This window comes from Streptomyces sp. NPDC048424 (assembly GCF_040651555.1).
Taxonomy (GTDB): Bacteria; Actinomycetota; Actinomycetes; order Streptomycetales; family Streptomycetaceae; genus Streptomyces.
Window position 1 is genome coordinate 78,673 of the sequence record NZ_JBEZKE010000028.1, and the last position, 22,904, is coordinate 101,576.

General features: G+C 73.1%; 20 protein-coding genes and 1 riboswitch. Of the genes, 6 read left to right on the forward strand and 14 right to left on the reverse strand.

All coding sequences use genetic code 11. The features are described from left to right. Positions 1-11: 11 nt before the first annotated feature. The 6 genes from AB0D29_RS30280 to AB0D29_RS30305 all read right to left on the reverse strand — a co-directional run bounded on the left by AB0D29_RS30280 (position 12) and on the right by AB0D29_RS30305 (position 5,503). Complete coding sequence (locus AB0D29_RS30280) at positions 12-833, reverse strand: zinc ABC transporter substrate-binding protein (protein ID WP_362858590.1); 822 nt, start codon at positions 831-833, stop codon at positions 12-14. Continuing rightward, a complete protein-coding gene (locus AB0D29_RS30285; protein WP_030719115.1) occupies positions 791-1,657 on the reverse strand; it encodes a metal ABC transporter permease in 867 nt (288 codons plus the stop codon). The genes AB0D29_RS30280 and AB0D29_RS30285 overlap by 43 nt, the downstream gene beginning before the upstream one ends. Continuing rightward, positions 1,654-2,289, reverse strand: a complete 636-nt coding sequence (locus AB0D29_RS30290; protein WP_362858592.1) for an ABC transporter ATP-binding protein — start codon at positions 2,287-2,289, stop codon at positions 1,654-1,656. The genes AB0D29_RS30285 and AB0D29_RS30290 overlap by 4 nt, the downstream gene beginning before the upstream one ends. Before the next feature lie 144 nt (positions 2,290-2,433). Beyond that, the gene (locus tag AB0D29_RS30295) at positions 2,434-2,958 is read right to left on the reverse strand and encodes a copper chaperone PCu(A)C (protein WP_362858593.1); all 525 of its coding nucleotides are present in this window, start codon (positions 2,956-2,958) and stop codon (positions 2,434-2,436) included. Next, positions 2,955-5,258 (reverse strand): heavy metal translocating P-type ATPase, encoded by a 2,304-nt coding sequence (locus tag AB0D29_RS30300; protein WP_362858595.1) that lies wholly within the window; start codon positions 5,256-5,258, stop codon positions 2,955-2,957. Before AB0D29_RS30300 ends, AB0D29_RS30295 begins: the two co-directional genes overlap by 4 nt. Next, complete coding sequence (locus AB0D29_RS30305; RefSeq protein WP_362858596.1) at positions 5,255-5,503, reverse strand: hypothetical protein; 249 nt, start codon at positions 5,501-5,503, stop codon at positions 5,255-5,257. The genes AB0D29_RS30300 and AB0D29_RS30305 overlap by 4 nt, the downstream gene beginning before the upstream one ends. Positions 5,504-5,707: 204 nt before the next feature. On the opposite strand from AB0D29_RS30305, the gene tsaD reads away from it, so the two are divergent. Next, positions 5,708-6,784 carry a tRNA (adenosine(37)-N6)-threonylcarbamoyltransferase complex transferase subunit TsaD gene (gene tsaD / locus AB0D29_RS30310; protein WP_362858612.1) on the forward strand — a complete coding sequence of 359 codons (1,077 nt, stop codon included), beginning with the start codon at positions 5,708-5,710 and terminating at the stop codon, positions 6,782-6,784. Positions 6,785-6,796: 12 nt separating this feature from the next. Here the strand turns inward: tsaD and AB0D29_RS30315 are convergent, their stop codons facing one another. The 8 genes from AB0D29_RS30315 to AB0D29_RS30350 form a co-directional block, all read right to left on the reverse strand. Next, positions 6,797-7,687, reverse strand: a complete 891-nt coding sequence (locus AB0D29_RS30315) for an ABC transporter ATP-binding protein (protein ID WP_362858613.1) — start codon at positions 7,685-7,687, stop codon at positions 6,797-6,799. Next, positions 7,657-8,727: an iron ABC transporter permease gene (locus AB0D29_RS30320; protein ID WP_362858597.1), complete on the reverse strand. Its 1,071-nt coding sequence runs from the start codon at positions 8,725-8,727 to the stop codon at positions 7,657-7,659. The genes AB0D29_RS30315 and AB0D29_RS30320 overlap by 31 nt, the downstream gene beginning before the upstream one ends. A gap of 38 nt (positions 8,728-8,765) precedes the next feature. After that, a complete protein-coding gene (locus tag AB0D29_RS30325; RefSeq protein ID WP_362858599.1) occupies positions 8,766-9,767 on the reverse strand; it encodes an ABC transporter substrate-binding protein in 1,002 nt (333 codons plus the stop codon). A 411-nt stretch (positions 9,768-10,178) separates the two neighbouring features. Next, on the reverse strand, positions 10,179-10,622 hold the full coding sequence (locus AB0D29_RS30330; RefSeq protein WP_362858600.1) for an acyl-CoA thioesterase: 444 nt from the start codon (positions 10,620-10,622) through the stop codon (positions 10,179-10,181). 66 nt (positions 10,623-10,688) lie between these two features. Further along, positions 10,689-10,915, reverse strand: a riboswitch (cobalamin riboswitch). Between the two features lie 30 nt (positions 10,916-10,945). Next, positions 10,946-13,684, reverse strand: coding sequence for a P-loop NTPase fold protein (locus tag AB0D29_RS30335; protein WP_362858601.1), 2,739 nt, complete (start codon positions 13,682-13,684; stop codon positions 10,946-10,948). A gap of 65 nt (positions 13,685-13,749) precedes the next feature. Next, positions 13,750-15,237 carry a hypothetical protein gene (locus AB0D29_RS30340; RefSeq protein ID WP_362858602.1) on the reverse strand — a complete coding sequence of 496 codons (1,488 nt, stop codon included), beginning with the start codon at positions 15,235-15,237 and terminating at the stop codon, positions 13,750-13,752. A 115-nt stretch (positions 15,238-15,352) separates the two neighbouring features. After that, positions 15,353-16,504 carry an agmatine deiminase family protein gene (locus tag AB0D29_RS30345; protein ID WP_362858603.1) on the reverse strand — a complete coding sequence of 384 codons (1,152 nt, stop codon included), beginning with the start codon at positions 16,502-16,504 and terminating at the stop codon, positions 15,353-15,355. A 184-nt stretch (positions 16,505-16,688) separates the two neighbouring features. Beyond that, complete coding sequence (locus AB0D29_RS30350) at positions 16,689-17,288, reverse strand: TetR/AcrR family transcriptional regulator (RefSeq protein ID WP_362858605.1); 600 nt, start codon at positions 17,286-17,288, stop codon at positions 16,689-16,691. 111 nt (positions 17,289-17,399) lie between these two features. Between AB0D29_RS30350 and AB0D29_RS30355 the strand changes: the two genes are divergently transcribed. From AB0D29_RS30355 to AB0D29_RS30375, 5 genes are all read left to right on the forward strand, one after another. Next, the gene (locus AB0D29_RS30355) at positions 17,400-19,079 is read left to right on the forward strand and encodes a serine/threonine-protein kinase (RefSeq protein WP_362858606.1); all 1,680 of its coding nucleotides are present in this window, start codon (positions 17,400-17,402) and stop codon (positions 19,077-19,079) included. Between the two features lie 88 nt (positions 19,080-19,167). Beyond that, positions 19,168-20,340: an agmatine deiminase family protein gene (locus AB0D29_RS30360; RefSeq protein ID WP_362858607.1), complete on the forward strand. Its 1,173-nt coding sequence runs from the start codon at positions 19,168-19,170 to the stop codon at positions 20,338-20,340. Between the two features lie 74 nt (positions 20,341-20,414). Then, positions 20,415-20,996, forward strand: coding sequence for a helix-turn-helix domain-containing protein (locus AB0D29_RS30365; RefSeq protein ID WP_362858608.1), 582 nt, complete (start codon positions 20,415-20,417; stop codon positions 20,994-20,996). 335 nt (positions 20,997-21,331) lie between these two features. Continuing rightward, positions 21,332-22,060, forward strand: coding sequence for an urease subunit gamma (gene ureA / locus AB0D29_RS30370; protein ID WP_362858609.1), 729 nt, complete (start codon positions 21,332-21,334; stop codon positions 22,058-22,060). After that, the coding region (locus AB0D29_RS30375; RefSeq protein WP_362858610.1) for an amidohydrolase family protein at positions 22,057-22,904 on the forward strand (848 nt) is incomplete at its 3' end. The genes ureA and AB0D29_RS30375, both read left to right, overlap by 4 nt.

Genomic DNA, 22,904 nt, shown 5'->3' on the forward strand with positions numbered 1-22,904 from the left:
CCGGCGCCGGGTCAGGGGGCGCCCATGGCCTTCTTCAGCTCGGCCGCCGCGTTGCGGTAGACCGGCAGCAGGTCGAGGTCCTCGCCCGGGTAGTTGACGACCTTGACCTGCTTGGCGCCGGAGTCGGGCAGGACCGTGCCGGTGGACATGTGGGCATTGTCCAGGACGAGCGCCGGCTTCTTCGCGGACAGCTCCGCGAGCTGCGACGGGGTGACCGCCTCCGGCCCGAACGTGCCCACGGGGGTGGCCCCGGCGAGCTTCGCGGCCCAGGCGGTGAAGACCTGGGTGACGACGGAGGGGCTCTTGCCGCCGGGCCAGGCCGCCTGGACGTCCTTGTTCAGCTTCGCGTACTCGGTGTCGAAGCCGGTCTTCCACTGCGTGGCGGCGTCCGCCGTGCCGAAGAGGGCGCCCAGCTTGTCGACCTCGGCCTTGACCTTGTCGGGGTCGTTGTCGAGGTTGACCTCGACCAGCTTCGCCTTGGAGCCCGCCGCCTCCTTGATCTTCGCCGCGTACGGCTCGAAGGGCGCGTAGAGCACGAAGTCGGCCTTGGCGACGGCGGCGAGGTCCGAGGGCTTCGGGTCGTAGTCGGGGGCGTGGTGCACGGACTGCGGGACGATGACCTTGACGTCCTGGGCGCCCGCGGCCCGGGCGAAGGCGCCCTCCCAGGTGGTGGTCACGACCACCACCGGCTTGCTCTTGGCGGCCGGGGCACCGGCCGGCGCCGGGCCGTCGCCGGCCGCGGCGGTGCCGGTGTCGTCTGCGCAGCCGGCCGTGAGGAGGACCGCCGCGCTCAGTGCGAGGAGGGAAGGGATACGGCCGCGGGTGCGCGCCATGTGCTGATTCTCCGTTCGGGTATGAAGTGCACGGCGAGGACGAGTGCCCCCGCCGTCAGGACGAGGACCGGGCCGGGAGGCCAGTCCAGCCACAGGGCCAGCAGGAACCCCGTCAGGTTGACGACGATGCCGATGCCGACCGCCCAGAGGGTGATCGACCGCAGCGAACTGCCGAGGCGTCGGGCCGCGAGCGCGGGCAGCAGGGTCAGCGCGTCGACGAGCAGGGCGCCGGTGAGTTTGATGGCGCCGGCCACCGCGACGGCGACGAGGACCAGGAGGACCGCGGTCAGCGCCCGCACGGGCACGCCGGAGCACTGGGCGAGTTCGCGGTCGTAGAGGAGCAGCCCGATCTCGCGGCGCCGCCACCAGAACAGGCCGGGGACCACGACGGCGAGCACCCCGAGGACCACGAGATCGGCGGTGCCCACCGACAGGATCGACCCCCAGAGCAGGGCGAAAGCGCCGGAGGCGTTGACGCCCGACACGGCGAGCAAGAGGAGGGCCGCCGCGATCGCCAGGCTCATCAGCAGCCCCATCGCCCCCGACAGCCCGTCCGGGGTGCGGGCGAGCGGTGCGACGCCCGCGCCGGCCAGGGCGCAGGCCACCAGCGCGCACAGCATGGGGTCGAGGCCGGTGAGCAGGCCGACCGCGATGCCGAGCAGGGCGACGTGCATCATCGCGAACCGGACCGGCATGATGTCGAGCCCGACGATGACCACCCCGATCACGGGCAGCCCCACGGCGGCCAGCAGCAGGGCGATGCCCGCCCGCTGCACGGGCAGGAGTTGCAGGAGCGCGCCGAGGTCGGCGGTGGCGAGCGTCACCGGACCTCCCGCAGCCGGCCCGCGGCCATCTCCAGTACCCGGTCGCAGCGCTGCGCCAGCGCGCGGTCGTGCGTCACCACGACGAGGGTCACCGGCAGCGAGGTGAGGACGTCCGCCGCCTCCTCCTGGCCGTGGAAGTCGAGGGCCGCGGTGGGCTCGTCGGCGAGGAGTACCTGAGCCCCCGCGGCGACACAGCCGATCGCCCGGGCCAGGTACATGCGTTGCAACTGCCCGCCGGAGAGGGTGTGCAGCGGCCGCCCGGTCAGCGGACCCACCCCGAGCCGGTCCGCGGCCTCGACCGCGTCCGCCGGAGCGCCGCTGCTCGCCAGCAGCTCGGCGCCGAGCAGCGGGAAACGCCCCGCGGCCGGCTTCTGCGGGATCCAGGCGCAGGCCCGGCGCCGCCAGGCCCACTCCGCGGCCGAACCGGTGCCGCGTCCGCCGACCGTGATCGCGCCCGACACCTGCCGGTGGAGGCCGAGCACGGCACGCAGCAGCGTGGTCTTGCCCGAACCGTTCGTTCCGGTCAGGGCCACCCGCTCACCGGCCGCGATCTCCAGATCCACATCGGCGACGGCCTCCACCCTGCCGTGCCGGCAGGCCACCTCGCGCATGTGGACGTCCAGCCCGCCCATCTCTCGTCCCTCGATCCTCTGCAGCAGGATGACTTCGGCGCAGTGTCCGCCTCGTACGTGGCAGTAGTCGGCCGGCGACGGCTCCGGGTTCCCGAGATCGACGAGATGGACGAGATCGGTGAGATCCGTGACGAGAGGCGGCGCTCAGCTGCCGGGCCGCACGACGAACGCCACGGCCTGGACGGGCCCGCTGTTGCGGAAGTGCAGGACGAAGGGCACCGCGTCCCCCACCTGCCAGCGGCCCTTGACCGTCATCATCACGTCCAGCGTGCTCGGAGTCATCTGCAGCGTCGAGCCGGCGGGGATCTCCGCCGAGGGGACCATGCGCATGGAATCCGCCCCCGCGGCGCTCTCGTGCCGGCTCAGCATCACCGCCTCGACGACGGGGGAGGTCACGGAGACCAACTGGTCCCCGGACCCACCGGTGTTCGTGATCCGGAAGAACGCGGCGGTGCGCTCCCTGTCGGCGTACGGCAGGAAGACCCGCCCGATGCCGACCTCGATCCGGGCCGGAGTGCCCGCGGCCCCCGCCGTGGTCCACGCGGTCAGTCCGACCAGGGCCGTGAGACAGGCGGTCACCGGTGCGAGCACGGCGATCAGCCCTTCGCGCAGCCGGCGGCCGCCGGGCGACTGCGCGGCCGAGGACGTGGGGGAGAGGGGATCGGTCATCGCTGAAAACCCTTTCGGCGGGGACGGGGTGTTACGCCGCCGTGGCGCTTCGGCGCGGGCTGCCAGGCCCGCAGGCGCAGGCTGTTGCCGACCACCAGCAGCGAGCTGGCGGACATCGCGGCGGCGGCGACCATCGGGTTGAGCCAGCCGACCGCGGCCAGGGGCACGGTGACCGCGTTGTAGCCGAACGCCCAGACGAGGTTGGCGCGGATCGTCCCCAGGGTGCGGCGGGCCAGCCGGACGGCGTCGGCCACCGCCTCGATGTCACCGCGCACCAGCGTCACGTCGGCGGCGCCGATCGCCACGTCCGTACCGCTGCCCATCGCGATGCCCAGATCGGCCCGGGCCAGGGCGGCGGCGTCGTTCACCCCGTCGCCGATCACCGCCACCCGGCGGCCCTCCTCCTTCAGGCGCGTCACCAGCTCGGCCTTCCCCTCCGGAGTGCAGCGGGCGTGGACCGCGGAGATGCCGAGCTGCGCGGCGACCGCCAGGGCCGTGGCGTCGCGGTCACCGGTGGCCAGCACCGGTTCCACTCCCAGCCGGCGCATCCGGTCCACGGCCCGGTAGCTCCCGGGCCGCAGCACGTCCCCCAGGGTGATCAGGGCCTCGTCGAAGCCGTCCACCCGGACCAGGACGGGAGTGAGCACGGACGCCTCCGCCTCGGCCAGCGCCTGTGCCAACGACTTCGGCAGGCCGTCGTCGGGAGAGAGCAGGTCGATGCGCCGGCCCTCCACGAGCCCGGTGACGCCCGCACCGGCCGTCGCCAGGAAGTCGGTCACCGGGGGCAGCGTGCCCCCGGGCAGTGCGCGCTGCGCGTACGCGGCGAGGGCGCGGCCCAGCGGATGCTCCGAGCCCTGCTCCACGGCCCCGGCCAGGCGCAGGACCGCCTCGCGCCCGATGCCGCCGCTGACCGCGGTGACCTGGACGACGCTCATGTGTCCGGTGGTGAGCGTGCCGGTCTTGTCCAGGACCACGGTGTCGACGTGCCGCAGTGCCTCCAGTGCCTGCGGACCGCTGACCAGTACGCCCAGCTGCGCGCCCCGGCCGGTCGCGGCCAGCAGCGCGGTGGGCGTCGCCAGCCCCAGCGCGCACGGGCAGGCGACGACGAGGATCGCCACCGCCGCGGTCACGGCCGCCTGCGGGTCCGCCCCGGCGCCGAGCCAGAAACCGAGCACCGTGACCGCCAGGGCCATGACGACCGGGACGAAGACCCCCGCCACGCGGTCGGCGAGCCGCTGCGCCCGCGCCTTGCCCGCCTGGGCCTCGGTGACCATGCGGGTGATACGGGCGAGCTGGGTGTCCGCACCGACCGCGGTGGCCCGTACGAGGAGCAGGCCACCGGCGTTGACGGCGGCGCCCACCACCTTCCGGCCGGGCCCCACTTCCACGGGATCGCTCTCACCGGTGACCAGGGACAGGTCCAGGGCCGAGCTGCCGGAGACCACCACACCGTCGGTGGCGACCCGTTCACCGGGCCGTACGAGGAACTCCTGTCCCACCCGCAGCTCTTCCACGGGGATCAGCCGCTCCCTGCCGTCCTCGCGGACCGTCACGTCCTTGACGGCGAGCCCGGCCAGCGAGCGCAGGGCCGCGCCGGTGCTCCGCCGGGCCCTCCCCTCCAGATGGCGGCCGGCCAGGACGAACAGGGGAACTCCGACGGCGGCTTCCAGGTAGACGTGCGCGACCTCCCCGCCCGCCGAGGGGAGGAAGGTGAACGGCATCCGCATGTCCGGATCACCGGCGCCGCCGAGGAACAGCGCGTACAGGGACCAGGAGAACGAGGCGAGGACCCCGAGGGAGACCAGGGTGTCCATGGTGGCCGCCGCATGCCGCAGCCCGCGTACCGCCCGCAGGTGGAACGGCAGGGCGCTCCACACGACGACCGGAGCGGCCAGGGTGAGGCACAGCCACTGCCAGTTGCGGAACTGCAGGGCGGGCACCATCGACAGCACGAGGACCGGCAGGCACAGCAGAGCCGTGATCAACAGCCGTTCGCGCTCCGCGCGTTCACCGTCCGCCGGCGGCTCTGCGGGCGGCACGGCCCGCTCACGCGGTGCGGCGGCCGGCGGGGGCAGTTCGGCGGTGTAGCCGGCGCGTTCCACCGCTGCGACCAGGTCCTGGGCGCTCACGGCCGCCGGGTGGCTCACCCGCGCCTTCCCGGTGGCGAGGTTGGCCGTCGCGCTCACCCCGTCGAGCCGGGCCAGCCGCTTCTCCACCCGGTTCACACAGGCCGCGCACGTCATGCCGCCGACGATCAGATCGGTCGTCGTCAGGGTGCCGCCCGCCGTGTCCGCGGTCATCGGACGCTCCCCGGATGCGTGCCGCTCATGCCGCCCGTGCCGCCGCCACCGTGCGGACCGCCGGTGGATCCCGTGCCGGTGCCGGTGCGGTGCAGGCCGGGGGCGACCGGCCCGGCGGCCGAACCCACCCCGTAGGAAAGGGCGAACAGCGCCGCCAGGAGCACGACGAAGCCGGCCAGGGCCGGTGGCGGCGCCCCGCGCGGCCAGGCGCGGTCGGGGCGGGTCTCGGGTTGCCTTCCGGTCATCGGCTCTCCAGATCCTGGGTACGTGTACGGCGCTGCGCCCGTCGGGGTCGTCCGCGCGGGAGCCGCCGGGGAGGTAGTCGTACGCGGTGCGGTCCGAGTTCCCGCCCGTCACCCGGACGCGGTGGATCCGTCCGGCGGCGTACCTTATTGCGAGAAGGTTGCAATTGATCTGCATGTGCGAAAGAGGTTCCGGTGGGCTCTCCTGTGGTGCTGGGCATCGAGTCGTCGTGTGACGAGACCGGTGCCGGGATCGTGTCCGGCGGGCGGCTGCTCGCGCACGTGGTGGCGTCGAGCATGGACGAACACGCGCGGTTCGGCGGGGTGGTGCCGGAGATCGCCGCCCGCGCCCACCTGCACGCCTTCAACCCCGTCGTACGGGAGGCCCTGGACCAGGCGGGGCTGCGGATCTCCGACGTCGACGCCGTCGCGGTCACCACCGGACCGGGCCTCTCGGGCGCCCTGCAGGTCGGGCTGGCCGGGGCGAAGACCCTGGCCCACGCGGCCGGCGTGCCGCTGTACGGGGTGCACCACCTGGCCGGACACGTCGCCGCCGACACGCTGGAACACGGGCCGCTCCCCAACCCGTGCATGGTGCTGATCGTGTCGGGCGGGCACACCTCGCTCCTGTTCGTACGGGACCTCGTACGCGATCCGATCCTGCATCTCGGCGACACCGTGGACGACGCGGCCGGGGAGTGCTTCGACAAGGTCGCCCGGGTCTTCGGCCTCCCCTACCCGGGCGGGCCGGCCATCGACAGGGCCGCCCGCGGGGGCAACGGCTGCGCGGTGGCCTTCCCGCGCCCGCTGACGCGCCCCACGGACGCCCCGTACTCCTTCTCCTTCTCCGGGCTGAAGACCGCCGCCGCGCGCTGGGCCGAGCAGTACCGCCTGCGCGGCGAGGAGATCCCGCTGGCCGACGGCGCGGCCTCCCTCCAGGAGGCCGTGGCGGACGTGCTCACCCGCAAGGCCCTGGCCGCGTGCCGGGAGTACGCAGTGCGCACGCTCGTCGTGGTGGGCGGGGTCGCCGCCAACTCGAGGGTGCGCGCGCTGGCGGAGGAACGGTGCGCGGCGGCCGGAGTCGAACTGCGGGTGCCGCCGCTGACCTTGTGCACCGACAACGGGGCGATGATCGCCGCCGTCGGTGACCTCCTGGTGCGGGCGGGCTCGGCTCCGGCGCAGCTCGACGTCTCGATCGACCCGTCGGCTCCGCTGGAGTACGCCGCCCTGCACCCCGCCGCCCGCACCCCGGCGAGGGTCGCGCAAGTCGCACGAGTCGCGTGAGCGGCGTACCGGTCAGTCCCGGCGAACGGGCGGCACCTCTCCATCCGGTTCTCCGCCCTCCGGCGCCCCGCCGGCCGGCCGTTCCCAGCCGGGCAGGACGCTGACGAACGGCACCCCGGTGCGCGGATGCTCGATGACCTCCGCCTCGACCTCGTACACCTCGGACAGCAGCCGCGCCGTCAGCACCTCCTCGGGCGTTCCGGTGGCGACGACGCGGCCGCCCGCCATGACGCAGATCCGGTCGCAGAACGCCGCGGCGAGGTTCAGGTCGTGCAGCGCGACGACGGCGGTGACTCCGAGCCTGCGCACGAGCCGCAGCGCGTCGAGCTGATGGCGCAGGTCCAGGTGGTTGGTCGGCTCGTCCAGCACCATGGTCCCCGTGCGCTGGGCGAGCGCGCGGGCGATCAGCACCCGCTGCTTCTCCCCGCCCGACAGCCGGTCGAACGGCGCGTGCGCGAGGGCGTCGACGCGGAGCTCCGCCAGGGACCGCGTGATGATGTCGCGGTCGTCCGCGTCATCGCCCGCGAAGGCCCGCTTGTGCGGGGTACGGCCCATCGCCACCACGTCGTAGACGGTCAGTTCGAAGTCCCCGGCGGTCTCCTGGAGTACGGCCGCGAGCCGCTGGGCGAGCCGCTTGCCCGGCATCCGCCAGACGTCCTCGCCGTCGAGGAGGACCCGGCCCGAGGTGGGCCGCACCGCCCGGTAGAAGGTGCGCAGCAGCGTGGACTTGCCGGCGCCGTTGGGGCCGACCAGGCCCACGACCTCGCCGGGCGCCGCGTGCAGCGAAGCCCGGTGGACCAGCGCCCTGCCGTCGACCACGACGCTGACCTCCTCGGCGCGCAGGGATCCGGGCTCTCCGATCGGTCGGTCGCTCACCCGGCCGCCTTCCGTCGCATCAGCCAGAGGAAGAAGGGACCGCCGACCAGGGCGGTGAGGATGCCGACGGGTATCTCCTCCGGACTCATGAACGTCCGCGCGGCCAGATCGGCGGACATCAGGAACGCCGCCCCGAGGAGGGCCGCGGCGGGCAGCGCGCGACGGTGGTCGGCGCCCACGAGCAGCCGCACCACGTGCGGCATGATCAGCCCGACGAACCCGATCTGCCCGCTGACCGCCACGATCGTGCCGATCATCAGGGCCACCAGCGTGAACAGCGCGCCGCGGAACCGGTGCACGTCCAGACCGAGGGCCGCGGCCGCCTCCTCCCCGGCCAGCAGCAGGTTGAGCGGACGGCAGACACCCAGGAGGACGGCCGTCCCGAGCAGGACCGCGCCGACAGGGATCCACACCGTGGTCCAGGTGGTGCCGGCCAGCCCGCCGAGCATCCAGCGCAGCGCGGACTGCGTCTTGTGCGGATCGTTCGAGGTGACGATCAGGAAGCTGGCCAGCGCCGACAGCACCTCGGCCGTGGCCACACCCGCGAGGACCAGACGTACCGTCGTCATCCGCCCGCCGGAACGGGCCAGGAAGTAGACCGCGACCAGGGAGGCCAGGGCCCCGCAGAACGCCGCCACCGGCAGGGTGAACAGCCCGAACACCGAAAGGTTCAGCACCAGGACGAGCACCGCCCCGACCGACGCCCCCGAGGACACGCCCAGCAGCATCGGATCGGCCAGCGGATTGCGGACCAGCGCCTGCAGAGCCATGCCGGCCACCGACAGCCCCGCGCCGACCACCCCGGCCAGCAGCACCCGGGGAAGGCGGACGTCCACGACGATCGTCTCGCGCACCGGGGTCCACGTCGGCTCGGCGAGGGACGGGTGCACGCGGTGCAGCAGGATGCCCCACACCTGGTCGGCCGGGACGCTGATCGAGCCGGCCGCGATCCCGGCCGTGGCGGCGCAGAGCACCAGGACGCCCAGGAGGGCCAGCACCACGGAGTACGGGATCCCGGGGCGCCGCGCGAGGACGGGCCGGCCCTCCTCGCGAAGGGCGGCCTCCACGGCAGCCGGGGCCGCGGGGGCTCCCGTCCCCGCCCCGGTCACTGGACGCGGCCCGGGTGGAGCTGACGCGCCAGCGACTCGACGGCCGCCGGCACCCGCACGCCGACCACCGTGGAGGACAGCGGCAGGACCGCGAACCGCTGGTTCTTGATCGCGGGCACGTCCTTCAGCGCCGGATGGGCGAGCAGGAACTTCTTCTTGTCCTCGACGGACTGGTCGCCGTAGTCGTAGATGACGATGGCCTCGGGGGCGCGCTGCGCCACCTGTTCGAACGAGACGTCGCCGAAGGCCTTGTCCAGGTCGGCGAAGAGGTTCACCCCGCCGGCCCGCCGGATCATCTCGTTGCCGATGCCCTTGCCGCCCGCGGTGAAGGCCGTCTTGTCGCCGCTGTCGTACACGAAGAGCTTGACCGGGGTGACCCCGGTGAGCCGGGACTCCACCGCGTCGAGGGTGGCGTGCAGCTTCCCCAACCGCTCCTCGGCCCGCTCGGGCACCCCGAAGATCTTGGCGACCGTACGGATCTCCTCGTCCATGGCGGAAACGTCCACCGGACCGGTGGGGCACTCCTCGGTGTTGAGGCGGGTGTTGATCCCGGCCTTGGTGAAGGCGGCCCGGCTGCGGCCTTCCTTCTCGTCGAAGGTGGAGGTCCACCCGCCGTAGACGAAGTCGGGCTCGGCCTCCAGGAGCGCCTCGAAGGACGGGTACTCCTTGGAGAGGACCTTCACGCCGTCGTAGGCGGCCTGGTACTCGGGGAGGATCTTGTCGTCGAGATAGCCCGTCCCCACCATCGACTTCTCCAGGCCGAGCGACAGCATCACCTCGGTCGCGTGCTGGTTGAGCGATACGGCGCGCTGCGGGGGCCGCCGATAGGTGCTCGTCACCCCGCAGTTGTCCAGGGTGACGGGAAAGCCGGCGGCGGCCGAGCCGGTCGCCTCCGGCGAGGAGGCGGCGGAGGGCGCGGCCGGGCCGCCGCAGCCGGATATCAGCAGGGCCGCGGCGAGTGCGGACAGCACGGCCTTCGGGTGGTGGTTGCGGGGCATGGGTGGTCCTCTCACCGCGGGGGGATCGAATGTTCCGGGGTCCGGTTGTTCCGGGTGCGGCGGGGGCCGGTTGGGACGGGGCCGGGCGCGCGCCGGGGTGTCTCCTCGGGCGCCAAACGTGGCGGGCAGTCGGAGCGACTGGGCACCTTGCGTTTGGCGCCCTGCGGGGATCACCCCGACACACACCCGACCCCGCCCCAACCGGCCCGGCTGCCCCGATCCCTCGGCCCGCCCCACCTTCCGGCCTCGCCGCACCATATTCAGCCCCTCCGGCGTTTGAGGAGCGGGGTCCGGGGCGGAGCCCCGATCTTTGCGCCGCACCGCCTCCGGCTTCGCCGCACCAATTCAGCCTCGCCGGCGTTTGAGGCGCAGGGTGGAGCCCCGGTAGCGGCGCCGTGCGGAAGAGGCGGCCTAGGCGGGGAGTGGGTCGGGGGCGTCGAGGGTCGGGACGGGGCGCGGCCTGCCTTCGGCGTCGATCGCGACGAAGGCCAGTCGCGCGGTGGCGACTTCGGTCGTGGGGCCCGACGCGTTCCAGCGCTCGGCCCGGACGCGCACGCCGACCGTCATCGACGTCCGGCCCGCCCGTTCCAGCTCGGCGTCGACACTGAGCAGGTCACCGGCGCGCACCGGCGCCAGGAAGGACATCCGGTCCACGGCAACGGTGACGGCGGGTCCGTCGGCGTGGCGGCCCGCCGCGGCGGCGGCCGCGTCGTCGATGAGCTTCATCACCACGCCGCCGTGGATGGTGCCGTAGAGGTTGGTGTCGTGCTCACTCATGATGTGGGCGAGCGTCACCCGGGAGTCACCCGGACTCTTGGCAACGCGTCCTGTGGTGGCGACGGTCTGATCGGCCACGTCAACTCTCCTTCGCGAGTCGCGGCAGAAAGGTCCCGGAGGCGTTCCTCGGGACCCCGCACGACGTTTCGGCGTGCGGGCAGTGGCAGGTCTTCGGACTCGCGGGCGCGCCTGCCGGTCTCCCGGCGGGCACCTACTGGCCGTCGCTTCCCAGGACCGGTTCCGGTCCCAGTGCGTATGACGGCGGTCGTTCCCGCTCACCGCTGCGGGGCAGTCCCGGATTCCCACCGGGTTCCCTCTTACGACGCGTCCCGTCTGGCGGACGGGGGCGAACCAGCTGCACCCACACCCTACCCGCGAGCACGCCGCCCCCGGCCGGCCCGTCAGGCCGCCGGCCGCGGGTGGCGGGGGCAGTCGGAGCTGCGGGCGGGCGGGACCGTCGGGGGCGGGCCGGCGGCCGGGCCGTCCGGGAGCCGCCACGCGGTGCGGATGGAGCCGATCAACTGCCGGGCGCTGTACGGGGACACCTCCAGCTCCTGACGGGCCTGGCCCAGCAGGTCCAGGTCCCCTCCCGGCCCTCGTGCGGCCGCCTCGTCCCGGCGGCGGGCCAGGTCGCCCTCGCCGAAGATGTCGAGCAGGGTCAGGGAGAACAGGACGTACGCCGACGCCTCGTCGATGAGGTTCCGGGCCGCGTCCGGAAGCTCCTCGCCCAGGTTTCGGTGCAGGGGGTGGAAGGCCACGTGCTCCAGGGCCCGCCGGAGCTCGGGGGAGACGCAGGGGCAGCCCGGACGGACATGGCCCGTCAGGTTCCGGAACGCGATGAGGACCGCGCTGGTCAGTGGCGTCCACTGCTGCTTGCTCAGGAGCGTGCGAAACCCCGCGAGCGTGTCGCCGAGCTCTTCGAGGATCAACTGCCGTGTGATGTCGGTGAGTTCGATGAGCTGGGTCTTGGACTTGATCTCGTCCAGGCGCAGGCCGTAGCGGATGAGGTCCCTGGGTATCCCGCCCGCGAGGGCGTGCGTCAGCACCTTGTAGGGCTCGGACAGGCCGGACGCCCGGCGCCCGAGGATCTTCTTGGACTCCTCCAGCGTGCACGGCAGGACGTGCACGATGTCGTCCAACGAGCTGTCGGTGACACCGCGGTGCGGAAGCCCCCGGCGTACGAAGGAGGCGCCGACGTCATCGGCGACCGAGATCAGGTAGTGGACGTGGGGCACGCCCAGGATGGCCTTGATCTCGTTCATGAACGCGAGCGCCTGGGTGTCCGAGCCCAGCCGGTCCAGTTCGTCGATCGCGATCACGACGCGCTGCTCCAGCCGGTGCTGCTCGGCGGCGATGCCCGTCAGCAGGTCACGGAAGTCGGACACCAGCTCGGGGAAGTTCGGCGGCAGGGTCGACAGCGAGGCCGTGTGCGTGGTGAGGAGCTGCGGAGCCCCCGCGGTGACGGCGGAGGAGGCCGTCTGCAGGGTCTGAAGCCGGTACAGCTCGTCCTGGCAGGCGGACACGAGGGGCGGGATCGGGTTCGACGGGTTCCAGAGGGCCGCTTTGATCAGCAGCAGTCCCGCGAGAACGCAGGCGAGCCGGAGGGGATTCTCGGGGTCGGTCGCGATCGCCTGCGGTGCGGGTCTGGTGAGGAGCAGGGCGATCGACACGAGGAGCATTCCGAGCGCGATCCGACCACGGGCGACGGAGCCGAGGAGCATGCGGCCGCGGAATTCCCAATCCCGTTCGGGCTGCAGGTTCGCCAGTCCGACCAGTGCCGAGAGCAGCAGGAGGAGGGCCCGTGGGTCTTCGTCCATCTTCCCCGCGGCGGTCCGGACTTGGCCGTCGAAGAGCAGGGAGACGAACGCCGCCAGGGCCAGCACCACCCCCGTCACGGCCATCCCGCTCCGGGCGCGCCGCCGGAGGTCCCGCCACCGGCTCCACCGCCGCAGGCTCCACAGGAACACACCGGCGATGACGATGAGAACGGCCGTCCCGATCCGCTCGCCCCGCCAGACGTCCACCACCACGTCGGTCGCCCGGTGCCCGTACTCCGCGGCGTGAGCGCGTACGGAATGTCCGTACCGGGTCGCGAGGGAGCGCGCGCTCGCGGCCAGGCCGAGGACGACGAGCGCGCCCGCAGCCAGCCCGAAGGCCAGCAGGGTGAGCGCCTTGCGGAGAGCGGGGAACAGCCGGCGCGCAGCCCTGCGGAAGGTCGAGAGCCGGACGAACGCGGGAGGTTCGTATCCCTGGTGGACGAGGTACCTCTCGCACGTCCTGACGTACAGGGACAGCAGGAAGTCGTACGGGGAGTAGGTGGCCGGTGCCTGCACGACGACCGCGAACCCGGCATCGTTCGCGCAGGTTTCCAGGAGCGTCGACTTGCCCACGCCACGGGAACCGCTGACCGCGATCGTCCCGCCGCTCTCCAGCTGGGTCATCTTGCGGGCGAGGCTCCGGGCCGCCGGACTGTCGATCACGTACTGCGGATTGCGCGGCGAGCGCAGGCCGTCGTAGCTGTCGGCGAGGAGCAGCGAGTCGTGGTCCTCACCGAGCAGTGCCTCCACCACGCGGGCGACCAGGGGGCGCACCCCGTTCTCCTGGAGGTCCCGGCTCCAGGCGGTTTCGGTCCATTCGCTCCTTCGGCCCGAGAGGGCGAGGCCCGGCCGCAGCCACCATTCCCGCAGGTTCAGCAGGACGCTCATGCGCCACACCGGGTGCCGCCACACCGCGGCGGCGGTCAGGAACGGGATCACGGCGGTGGCGAGGGCCGTGGCCCAGGAGGCGAAGACGAGGAACAGGAGCGTCAGCAGGGTGGTCGAGCAGAGCACCACGGTGGCCGGATGCGTTCCGTTGCGCAGGTAGTCGACCCGTCTACGGAGCCGTTCCTGCTCTTCGAGGCAGGAACGGAAGCGTGCCTGGGTGTCCCGGCACGGTTCGACGGCGCGCGCGACGTTGGCCTCGGTGAGCATGGCCGCACGGGTGCTTTCGGCGGTCGCCTGTGGACGCACGCCCAGGCGCCGCGCGGTGGCCGGCTCGGCCACGCAGGCGTCCACCGCGCCGAGGTACACCTCGGCTTCCCGCTCCAGGGCGAAGAAGTCGGCGACCTGCCATGCGGGGCGCGGTCGGGGTCGGGGCATGGGCGCAGGGCCTTTCGGGACGGACGCGGGTCAGCGCGGGTGGGGTGAGGCGGGGGAGAGGGAACTCAGGGCGTGTTGCGGACGCGTATGAGTTCCCGCCGCGAGATGCGCTTTCCCCGCTCGTGCCTGAGCCGGAAGTAGGCCCGGAGCCCGGGTTCGTCCTTCGATCCGTCGTCGTCGTAGGTGACGGCGTGGGCGCCCCCGTCGTCCAGCAGCCGCCCGACGCACTCGGCGAGGGTGGTGGGCCCCGAGCCGCTGTATCCCCAGGTCAGGCCGGGGGCGTCCATGGCGGGGACCGGGTACAGCAGCCCGTCGCCGGTGCGCACCCAGATCGGTTCGTCGAGGATGAGCTCCTTGAGGACCGAGCCGGCGGGAAGCCGCTTGGGGGCTCGCCCGATGTAGGTGATCTCGCGGGGGTCCCGGGAGCGGGACTTCCCCTTCACGGCGACCACGGGGCTCCCGGTCGCCGGATCGACGAAGGTGCCCACGGTGTCGTAGGCCTCCTCCCACACGCGATGGAGCGCGGTCGGCGGCACGGCGCGCAGCCGGTTGATCCACTCGGCCGCGGGCCGGGTGACCGCCGTCCGCGTCACCTCGAACGTGCCGCCGTACGGAAGGTCCTCGGCGCCGCTCCACCCGCTGACCTGCTCGAGGCACTCCACCGCCAGGTCGTCGGTGCGTGCGCAGAGCTCGGCGAGTCCGGCGCCGACGACGTCGTCCGTGGCGACCTCGGCGAGGCCGGGATCAGCCGGGTCCGGCACGGCCGGGAACACCATCGAGCCGACCGCCGACCCCTCCCACGTGCGGAGGTTCTCCATCTCCTCTGTGGCGCCGTCCGCGGCTCCGGCCCGGATCCGGTGGCCGATGGTGAAACAGGCGCGCCGGAGCGGGGATCCTTCGGGCTCCTGGCGCGCGAGCGCGTAGAGCGGCTCCCACGAGGGGAAGGTGATCACTTCCACCGGCTGGGGCTCGTCCCCGTGCCGCCACGCGGTCAGGTGTTCCTCGCGGCGCAGCGCGCCGGGCCACCACGGGACGCGGGTCCCCAGATGGGCGGCCAACTGCGCCCAGGACGGGTCGTAGACGAGATCGGGCCGGTCCCGATCCACGGCGCGCAGCCCGGGCCCGTCGAGATCGTAGGCGTATCCGACGGCGACGAGGGTGTCGGCGTCGTCGTGGACGTCGAGGAGCTCCCTCCCCGCGTCGATCCTGCCGTGCAGGGGATAGACGACGGCGACCACGCCCGCGTGAGTCCGCCACAGCCCGGCGAAGAGCTCGGCGTCGACGGCCGTGTCGTCCTCCGGAGTCCGGTACACGCCGCCCAGGTACCGGGGCTCGACCGTGGGCGCCGGGCGCAGCAGGAGGGGACCCTTGCCCGCGAGGCCGGGATGCTCGGTGGCGAGCCAACGGCCGAACGCGTGTCCGGACCACATCGTCTCGCCTTCGGTGTAGGCGGAATCGATGGGGTCGATCATGTCGCCCGCGATGCGCGACCACGCGGCTTCCGATAACCGGAATACATTCTTCAGGTCCGCAGCGGTGAGCTTCTCCAACATGCCCCTCCTCCATGCCCCTTGCGGCGTTCCATCATGGGGGAGGGGTCTGACAACGCGCACCGCGGCCCGTGGAACTCTTCCGTTCCAGTGGCCCGGTGGCCTGGTGGCTCGGTGGTCAGGCCGCGGGCTTGCCGGGCTGGTCGTGGGTCGAGCAGTGGATGCCGCCGCCGCCCGACGCGATCGTGTCGATCGGGACCGGCACGACGTCCCGCTTCGGGAAGTGCTCCTGCAGGATGCCGCGGGCCTTGTCGTCGGCCTTGCGGTCCCCGAACTTGGGCATGAAGACGGCGTCGTTGGCGATGTAGAAGTTGGCGTACGTCGACACGAAGTCGTCGCCCTGGCCCGTGATCCTGTCCAGGTCGGGCTGCGGCAGGTCGATGACCTCGAAGCTCCGGCCGCGTGCGTCCGTCGCCTTCGACAGGACGGACTTGGCCTGGTCGGCGGAGCGGGACCAGGAGTCCGGCGGGGTGCTGGGGTGTGCGCGGTCCAGCAGCACCACACCCGGCGCGGTGAAGCGGACGAGGCTGTCCACGTGGGCGTCGGTGATGTCCTCACCGCGTACGCCGGCCAGCCACACCACCTTCTCGACGCCCAGGGTCTGCTTGAGCTCGGCCTCGATCGCGTCCCGGCTCTTCCCCCGGTTGCGGTTGTCGTTGACGATCGAGCTCTCGGTGATCAGCAGGGTGCCCTCGCCGTCGGGCTCGAAGGAGCCGCCCTCGGCGACGAGGGGGGCCTGCGCCCGGGGGATCCCGTACTTCTGGAGCAGGGTGCGCCCGACGGCCCCGTCGTTCTTGTGCTCCTGCTTGTTGCCCCAGCCGTTGAAGTTGAAGTCGACGCCGACGACCTTCCCGCCCTCCTCGACGAAGACGGGAACGGTGTCGCGCGCCCACAGGTCGTCGACCGCCAGCGGGATCACCTCGACCTGCGATCCACAGGCCCGCTGGGCCGCGTCCGCCTGATCGGGCCGGGCCATCATGACGACCGCCTCGTACTCCCCGACGGCCCGCGCGATCCGCGCGATGTCCTCGCGTACGTACGGCAGGTCCTCCTCCCAGACCGATGCCAGGGCCGGCCAGGACATGAAGGTGCGGGTGTGGCTCTCCCACTCGGCGCCCAGACGACGCTTGCCGCCCGCCGTGGCGGGCTGCGAGGAGCCGGCGGTGGCTCCCGTCGCGGAAGGGCCGCAGGCCGAGGCGCCCGCGACGATGGCGCCGATTCCGGCGAGGGTGCGAAGGACGGTCCGACGGGTGGGGGGCAGGAAGGACACGGGGGGACTCCGATCGTGGGCTGGCGGAAGGGGTGCATCCGGCCAGGGCGGGCGCGAAGGTGTGGCGTAGGCGGACAAACCGGGCCCTACGAACAAGACTGCGCGCTCCGCGCCGCGAACGGCCGCTCTGCACGGAGAGTGATGCGGCCTCGTGTCGTCACTGTCCCACTGACTGGAAATTCAGTCAATTCGCGGAGGTGAGGGAACCCAGTCGTCCGATTTCCACTCCGATCGCCTCGTGCAGCAGACCGCGGGCGTGTTCGAGGGGGAGCAGGCCGCTGAGCCAGCGGACGCTCAGCCCCTCCAGCAGGGCGGTCAGCCGCTCGGCGCCGGCCGTGACCGCGCCGGACGGCGCGGCCGGGCACAGTTCGGCGAGGTGGCCGGCGACCTCCGCCACCCAGGCCGCCCCCGCCGTCGCGAGGTCCTCCCGCAGCTCCGGGTCGAAGACCGAGTGGGCCCGCAGTTCCCCCCAGGCCGTGCTGTTCTCGCGCACCTCGGGCAGGTCCTGGAACTCCAGCAGCAGGGTCTGTTCCAGGAGCTGCCGCGGATCGGACGGCCGGGCCGCGACCTGGCCCTCGCCCGTCGCGGTGTAGCGGTCCGCCCGGTCCCCGATGAACGCCAGCGCGTGCCGCAGGATCCCGGGCCGGTCCTTGAAGTGGTAGTAGATCAGGGCGGTGGACACGCCGGCCTCGGCCGCCAGGTCCGCCACCCGCAGCCCGCGGACGCCGCGGCGCGCGATGACCCGTGCGGCGCCCGTGAGGATTGCTCGTCTGCGGTCGGTCACTGTGTGATCCCTCCTGGCCGTGTGCGTCTCGCATTGTCACACATTGACTGAAAGTTTAGTTAGCGGCACGATGCGCCCAGATCATTGCCGCACCGTTGAAAGAGCCACCGCATGCCCGAGCAGCCCCCCGGCGTACTGCCCACCCCCACGGCGCTGTCCGCCGACGACCCCTACGAGATCGGCGGCTATCGCCTCCACGCCCGTCTCGGCTCCGGCGGTATGGGGGTGGTCTACCTGGCGTACACGCCCGGGGGTCGCCCCATCGCGCTGAAGGCCGTCCGCGCGGAGTTCGCCGCCGATTCCGAGTTCCGTGAGCGGTTCGCCCAGGAGGTGGCCAGCGCCCGCCGGATCCACGGCCTGTTCACGGCCCAGGTGGTCGACTCCGGGGTCGACGACCGCACCCCGTGGCTGGCCACGGCCTATGTGCCCGGCCCGTCGCTGCACGAGGTGGTGCGCAGGCACGGACCGCTGCCGGTGCGCACGGTGCTGCTGCTCGTCGCGGGCATCGCCGAGGCGCTCCAGGCCATCCACCGGGCGGGCGTCGTCCACCGCGACCTCAAGCCGGCCAACGTGCTGGTCGCCGGGGACGGTCCCCGAGTGATCGACTTCGGCATCGCGCGCGCGGCGGACGCGGCCGCCCTCACCGGAACGGGCCTGCGGATCGGCACCGCCGCCTTCATGGCGCCCGAGCAGGCGCTGGGCCGGCAGGTGACACCGGCCACCGACGTCTTCGCTCTCGGAACGCTGGCCGCGTACGTGGCGGGAGGGGTTCCGCCCTTCGGGAACGGGCCGGAGTCCGGCGCCCTCTACCGGGTGGTCCACGAGCTTCCCGACCTCACCCGCGTACCCCCTGACCTGCACGAACTGATCTCGTGGTGCCTGGCCAAGCGTCCCGAGGACCGCCCCACCACCGTCGAACTGATGGCGTCGGTGCACGCGCACCCCGAAGTGGGACCGCGGCCGGAGTTCACGGACGGCTGGCTCCCCCGTCCGGTGCGGGAGGAGGTCACCGAGCCGCCGGGCGCAGCCGCCCCGGAGGATCCGCGCGGCGATCACTTCGCCCCGACGGCGGCCGCAGCCGCCCACCCTGCGGCCGCGGCGGCGCCCGTCGCCCCGGCTCCCACGCGGGCCGCCCCGCCCGCGTGGGGGCCCGTACCCGCCCCGGTGGGGGCCCCTGCCCCGGGGGCCCGCCGCCGCGCGGCCCCGCGCGGGCGGCTGCCGGCGGTGGCCCTGGCGGTGGCCGCCACCCTGCTGGCCTGCGGCGGAGCCGTGTACTACTTCGACGACCCCGTGGACGGGGGAGGGGAGCCCGACGCGGGACCCGCCGTCGGACCGACCGCGCCCGCCGACGGCGGGGCAACGCCCTCGGGCGCCGGGCCGACGCCGTCGGGCGGGGGCGGGGCGACGCCGCCCACCGGCCCCGCCTACCTGCCCGGCTATACGAAGTCCCAGCTCACCGCCCCCGACTCCGGCTACGAGTTCGATCTGGGAGCGGGCAAGGTGGTGCCCGCCGAGACGGCCGCCTGGTACCTGGCCCGCGAGGGTCAGGCCTTCCTGCCGTCCGGGGAGTCGGACGCCTTCGTCGCCGACGGCGCCGCGCTGACCCCGGCCGACTGCGTGCGGGGCATCGAATCGCGTCCCGCCAGTGCGCTGCCCTTCGGCACGCTCGGCAAGGCGCGGCCGTTCTGCGTGCGCAGCCCGGACCGGAGCGAGATCGCCATCGTGCGGCTGGTCGCCGCGCCCGCCGACGGCTCGGTCACCATCGCGGTCGACCAGTACCGACAGGGCTGAGGCCCCCGACATGGCTTGACTGAATTTTCAGTTAACGCAAGGGTGCCGAGTCATCCCGACCGTTCACCCCTGAGGGAGACCCATGGACATGCCCAGCACCACCCGCCGCCGCCTGCTCCGGTTCGGAGCGACGGCACTGCCGCTCGCCGCCCTCGGTCCGGTCCTTCCCTCCGCCGCGCACGCGGCCCCCGCCCCCGACCCCGCCCCCGACGGAGGTTCCGCGACCCTGCGCATGCCCGACGAGGGCGACCGCCACGTCCGTACCTACATGTCCTGGCCCGCCCTCTCCTCGGTGTGGGGCAACAGGCTGGACGCGGTGCGCGGCGACATCGCCGACGTCGCGTACGAGATATCGCGCTTCGAGCCGGTCGTGATGCTGGCCCGCCCCGGTCAGGCCGCGGAAGCCCGCCACCGCTGCGGGCGCGGTGCCCGCCACGCCGTCGACGTCATCGAGATCCCCAACGACGACCTGTGGATCCGCGATTTCGGCCCCACCTTCGTCGTGGGCCCGGGAGCCGTCGCGGGGGTGGACACCAACTTCAACGGCTGGGGCAAGACGGGCACGCCGTACGCCCAGCCGTTCGCCAACGACGCGGCGGCCGCGGGCATCCTCCTCGACGAGTACGCAGTGCCCCGGATCCGCGCGGGCTTCGTCGGGGAGGGCGGCTCGCTGGAGACCGACGGTGAGGGAACCCTGCTGGCCACGGTCAGCTCGCTGGTGAACGCCAACCGCAACCCTGGCATGAGCCAGGAACAGGTCGAGCAGGCCCTGAAATCGGCGCTCGGCATCGACAAGGTCATCTGGGTCCCGGGGCTGGCCGGGCAGGACATCACCGACTGCCACATCGACTGCCTCGCCCGCTTCACCGCCCCGGGGCGGGTCATCCTCGACAAGCCCGGAGCCGGCGCGGACCGCAAGTGGATCGCCGTCTACGAGGAGACCGAGCGGGCCCTGGACAGCGCCACCGACGCCCGCGGCCGCCGTCTCTCCGTCACGGAACTCCCCGGCCCCGATCGCCGCCTCATCCGCGGTGGGGGAGCGGAGTTCCTGTCCAGCTACACCAACTACTACACCGCGAACGGCGCGGTCATCGCCCCGCAGTTCGGCGACGCCCACGCCGACGGCCTGGCGTACACCATCCTGCGGGCCGCCCACCCCGGTCGGCAGGTGGTCCAGGTCGGCATCGACAACATCGCCGGCGGGGGCGGTGGCATCCACTGCGCCACCCAGTCGCATCCTGCCGTCCCGCCGGCGGCCTGATGTCCGCCGCGCCCCGAACTCCCGGTGACGGGCCGTGTGCACCTGTCCGGGAGGGCCCCGGTAAGGTGCGGGTCATGGCGTCTCGCAGCACTCAGATCCTCGAAGCGGCCGCACGGGTGATCGCCCGGCGCGGGGTCCGCGGGCTGCGCGTGGAGGAACTCGCGGCCGAGGCCGGGGTCTCCACCGCCCTGATCTACTACCACTTCAAGGACCGTACGGGGGTCCTGCGCCAGACCCTCGAGTTCATCAACGACCGCGCCGAGCGCTACACCACCGACCGCGACCCGGACGACCCTCCGCTCACCCCTCGGGAAGAGCTGGAGGAAACCTTGCTGCTGGAGCTCCAGGACACCGCCGAGGTACGGGAGAACAGCTCGGCCTGGGGCGAACTGCGGGCCAGCGCCGTCTTCGACGAGGTGCTCCGCGAGGATCTCGCCCGGGCGACCCTGGTATGGGTCCAGGAGGTCGCCGCACTGCTGGGCCAGGTCCAGCCGATGGCGCCCGCCTCGTCGCTCGCGGCCGCCGCCGAACGGCTCACCGCCCTCCTGGAGGGGCTCAGCATGCGCTGGCTCAGTGGTGGCATCCAGATCGGTCACGCGCGGGAACTCATGCGCGGGGCCGTCGACGCCGAACTGGCCGGGCTCCGGCAGAACTGACGTACCCGGGCCGCCCCGCCCTGCGGGGCCCCGGACCTTTCGCTGTCCCATCTATTGACTGAATTTTCAGTCAATGCCAGAGTGAAGGCCCGAGCCGCCGCCGGCCGCCGAGCTCCGCTCCGGCCCCCCGTGGGCCCCGGGATCCCCCGCCGGACATGGCCCGGCCCACCGCTCTCCGTCCCGCCGCCACGGTCCAGGCGCTCCGCGCACCTCCCCATCCGTACCGCGGAACCCGCGGCCCCGGTGGCCCCCGCACCCGCCCCCGAGCGAAGGAATGGACAGATCATGAAGGCTTCGACAGGCCAGGATCCCTGGGCGGACACCCGGTGGGCGTCATGCCGCTGACGCCCACCGAACGCGACCGACTCCTGCTGTTCGGCGCCGCCGAACTGGCGCGGGCCCGCCACGCGCGGGGCCTGCGGCTCAACGTCCCGGAGGCGACCGCCGTGATCGCCGACACGGTGTGCGAGGCGGCGCGCGACGGCCTCCGCCTCGCCGACGCCCTCGCCCGCGGCCGTGGCGTCCTCGGCCCGGACGACGTCCTGCCCGGCGTCGTCGACATCGTGACCGAGGTGATGGTCGAGGCGGTGTTCGAGGACGGCACCCGGCTCGCGGCGGTCAGCGAACCCTTCGGGGAGTGCCCCCGTGACGACGGTGCGCCGGGTGCCGTGCTGCCCGCCGCGGACACCGTCCCGGCCGTCGCGCCGGCCGTGGTCCTCGATGTGCGCAACCGCGCGACGGTCCCGGTGAGCGTGACCTCGCACTTCCACTTCTTCGAGGCCAATCCGCGCCTCGACTTCGACCGGGCCGCCGCGTACGGCATGCGGCTGGCCGTCCCCGCGGGTTCGTCCGTCCGCTTCGACGCGGGCTCCACCGTCGAGGTGGGCCTGGTCCCCATCGGCGGCGACCGCATCGCGATCGGCTTCGCGGGCCTGGTGGACGGCCCGCTGGACGCCCCCGGAGCCAAGGCGCTCGCGCTGGCCCGGGCGGAGGCGTGCGGCTACCTGGGCGCGGCCACCCCAGAACGAACCCGTGAAGGAACCCCCGAAGGAACCACCCAATGAGCAGACCGACCCGGCACGGCGATCACAGTGCGCACTGCGCGCCGGGCAGCCGGCACATCGACCCGCACGAGTACGCCGCGGTGCACGGCCCGAGGGCGGGGGACCGGGTCCGGCTCGGCGATTCGGGGCTCGTCGTCCGGGTGGAGTCCGACGCGCAGAAGCCGGGTGACGAGTTCCTGGCGGGTTTCGGCAAGACGGCCCGTGACGGTCTGCACCTGAAGGCGGCGGCGGTCCGCGAGACCTGTGACGTGGTGATCAGCAACGTCCTGGTCATCGACGCGGTGCTCGGCATCCGCAAGGTGTCCATCGGTATCCGTGAGGGCCGCATCCGCGCGATCGGCCGGGCCGGGAACCCGGACACCCTCGACGGCGTCGACGTGGTCGTCGGCACCGGCACGACCATGGTGTCCGGCGAGGGCCTGATCGCCACCGCGGGAGCCGTGGACACCCACGTGCACCTGCTCTCCCCGCGGATCATGGAGGCGTCCCTCGCGAGTGGCGTGACGACGATCATCGGCCAGGAGATCGGGCCGAGCTGGGGTGTGGGGGTGAACTCGCCCTGGGCCCTCAGGCACGGGTTCAACGCCTTCGACGCCTGGCCGGTGAACATCGGCTTCCTGGCCCGGGGTTCGTCCTCGGACGCGGCTCCGCTGGTGGAGGCGCTGGCCGAGGGCGGCGCCTGCGGTTTCAAGGTCCACGAGGACATGGGAGCCCACACCCGCGCCCTGGACACCGCCCTGCGGGTGGCCGAGGAGCACGACGTCCAGGTCGCCCTGCACAGCGACGGCCTCAACGAGTGCCTGTCCGTCGAGGACACCCTGCGGGTGCTGGACGGCCGGACCAT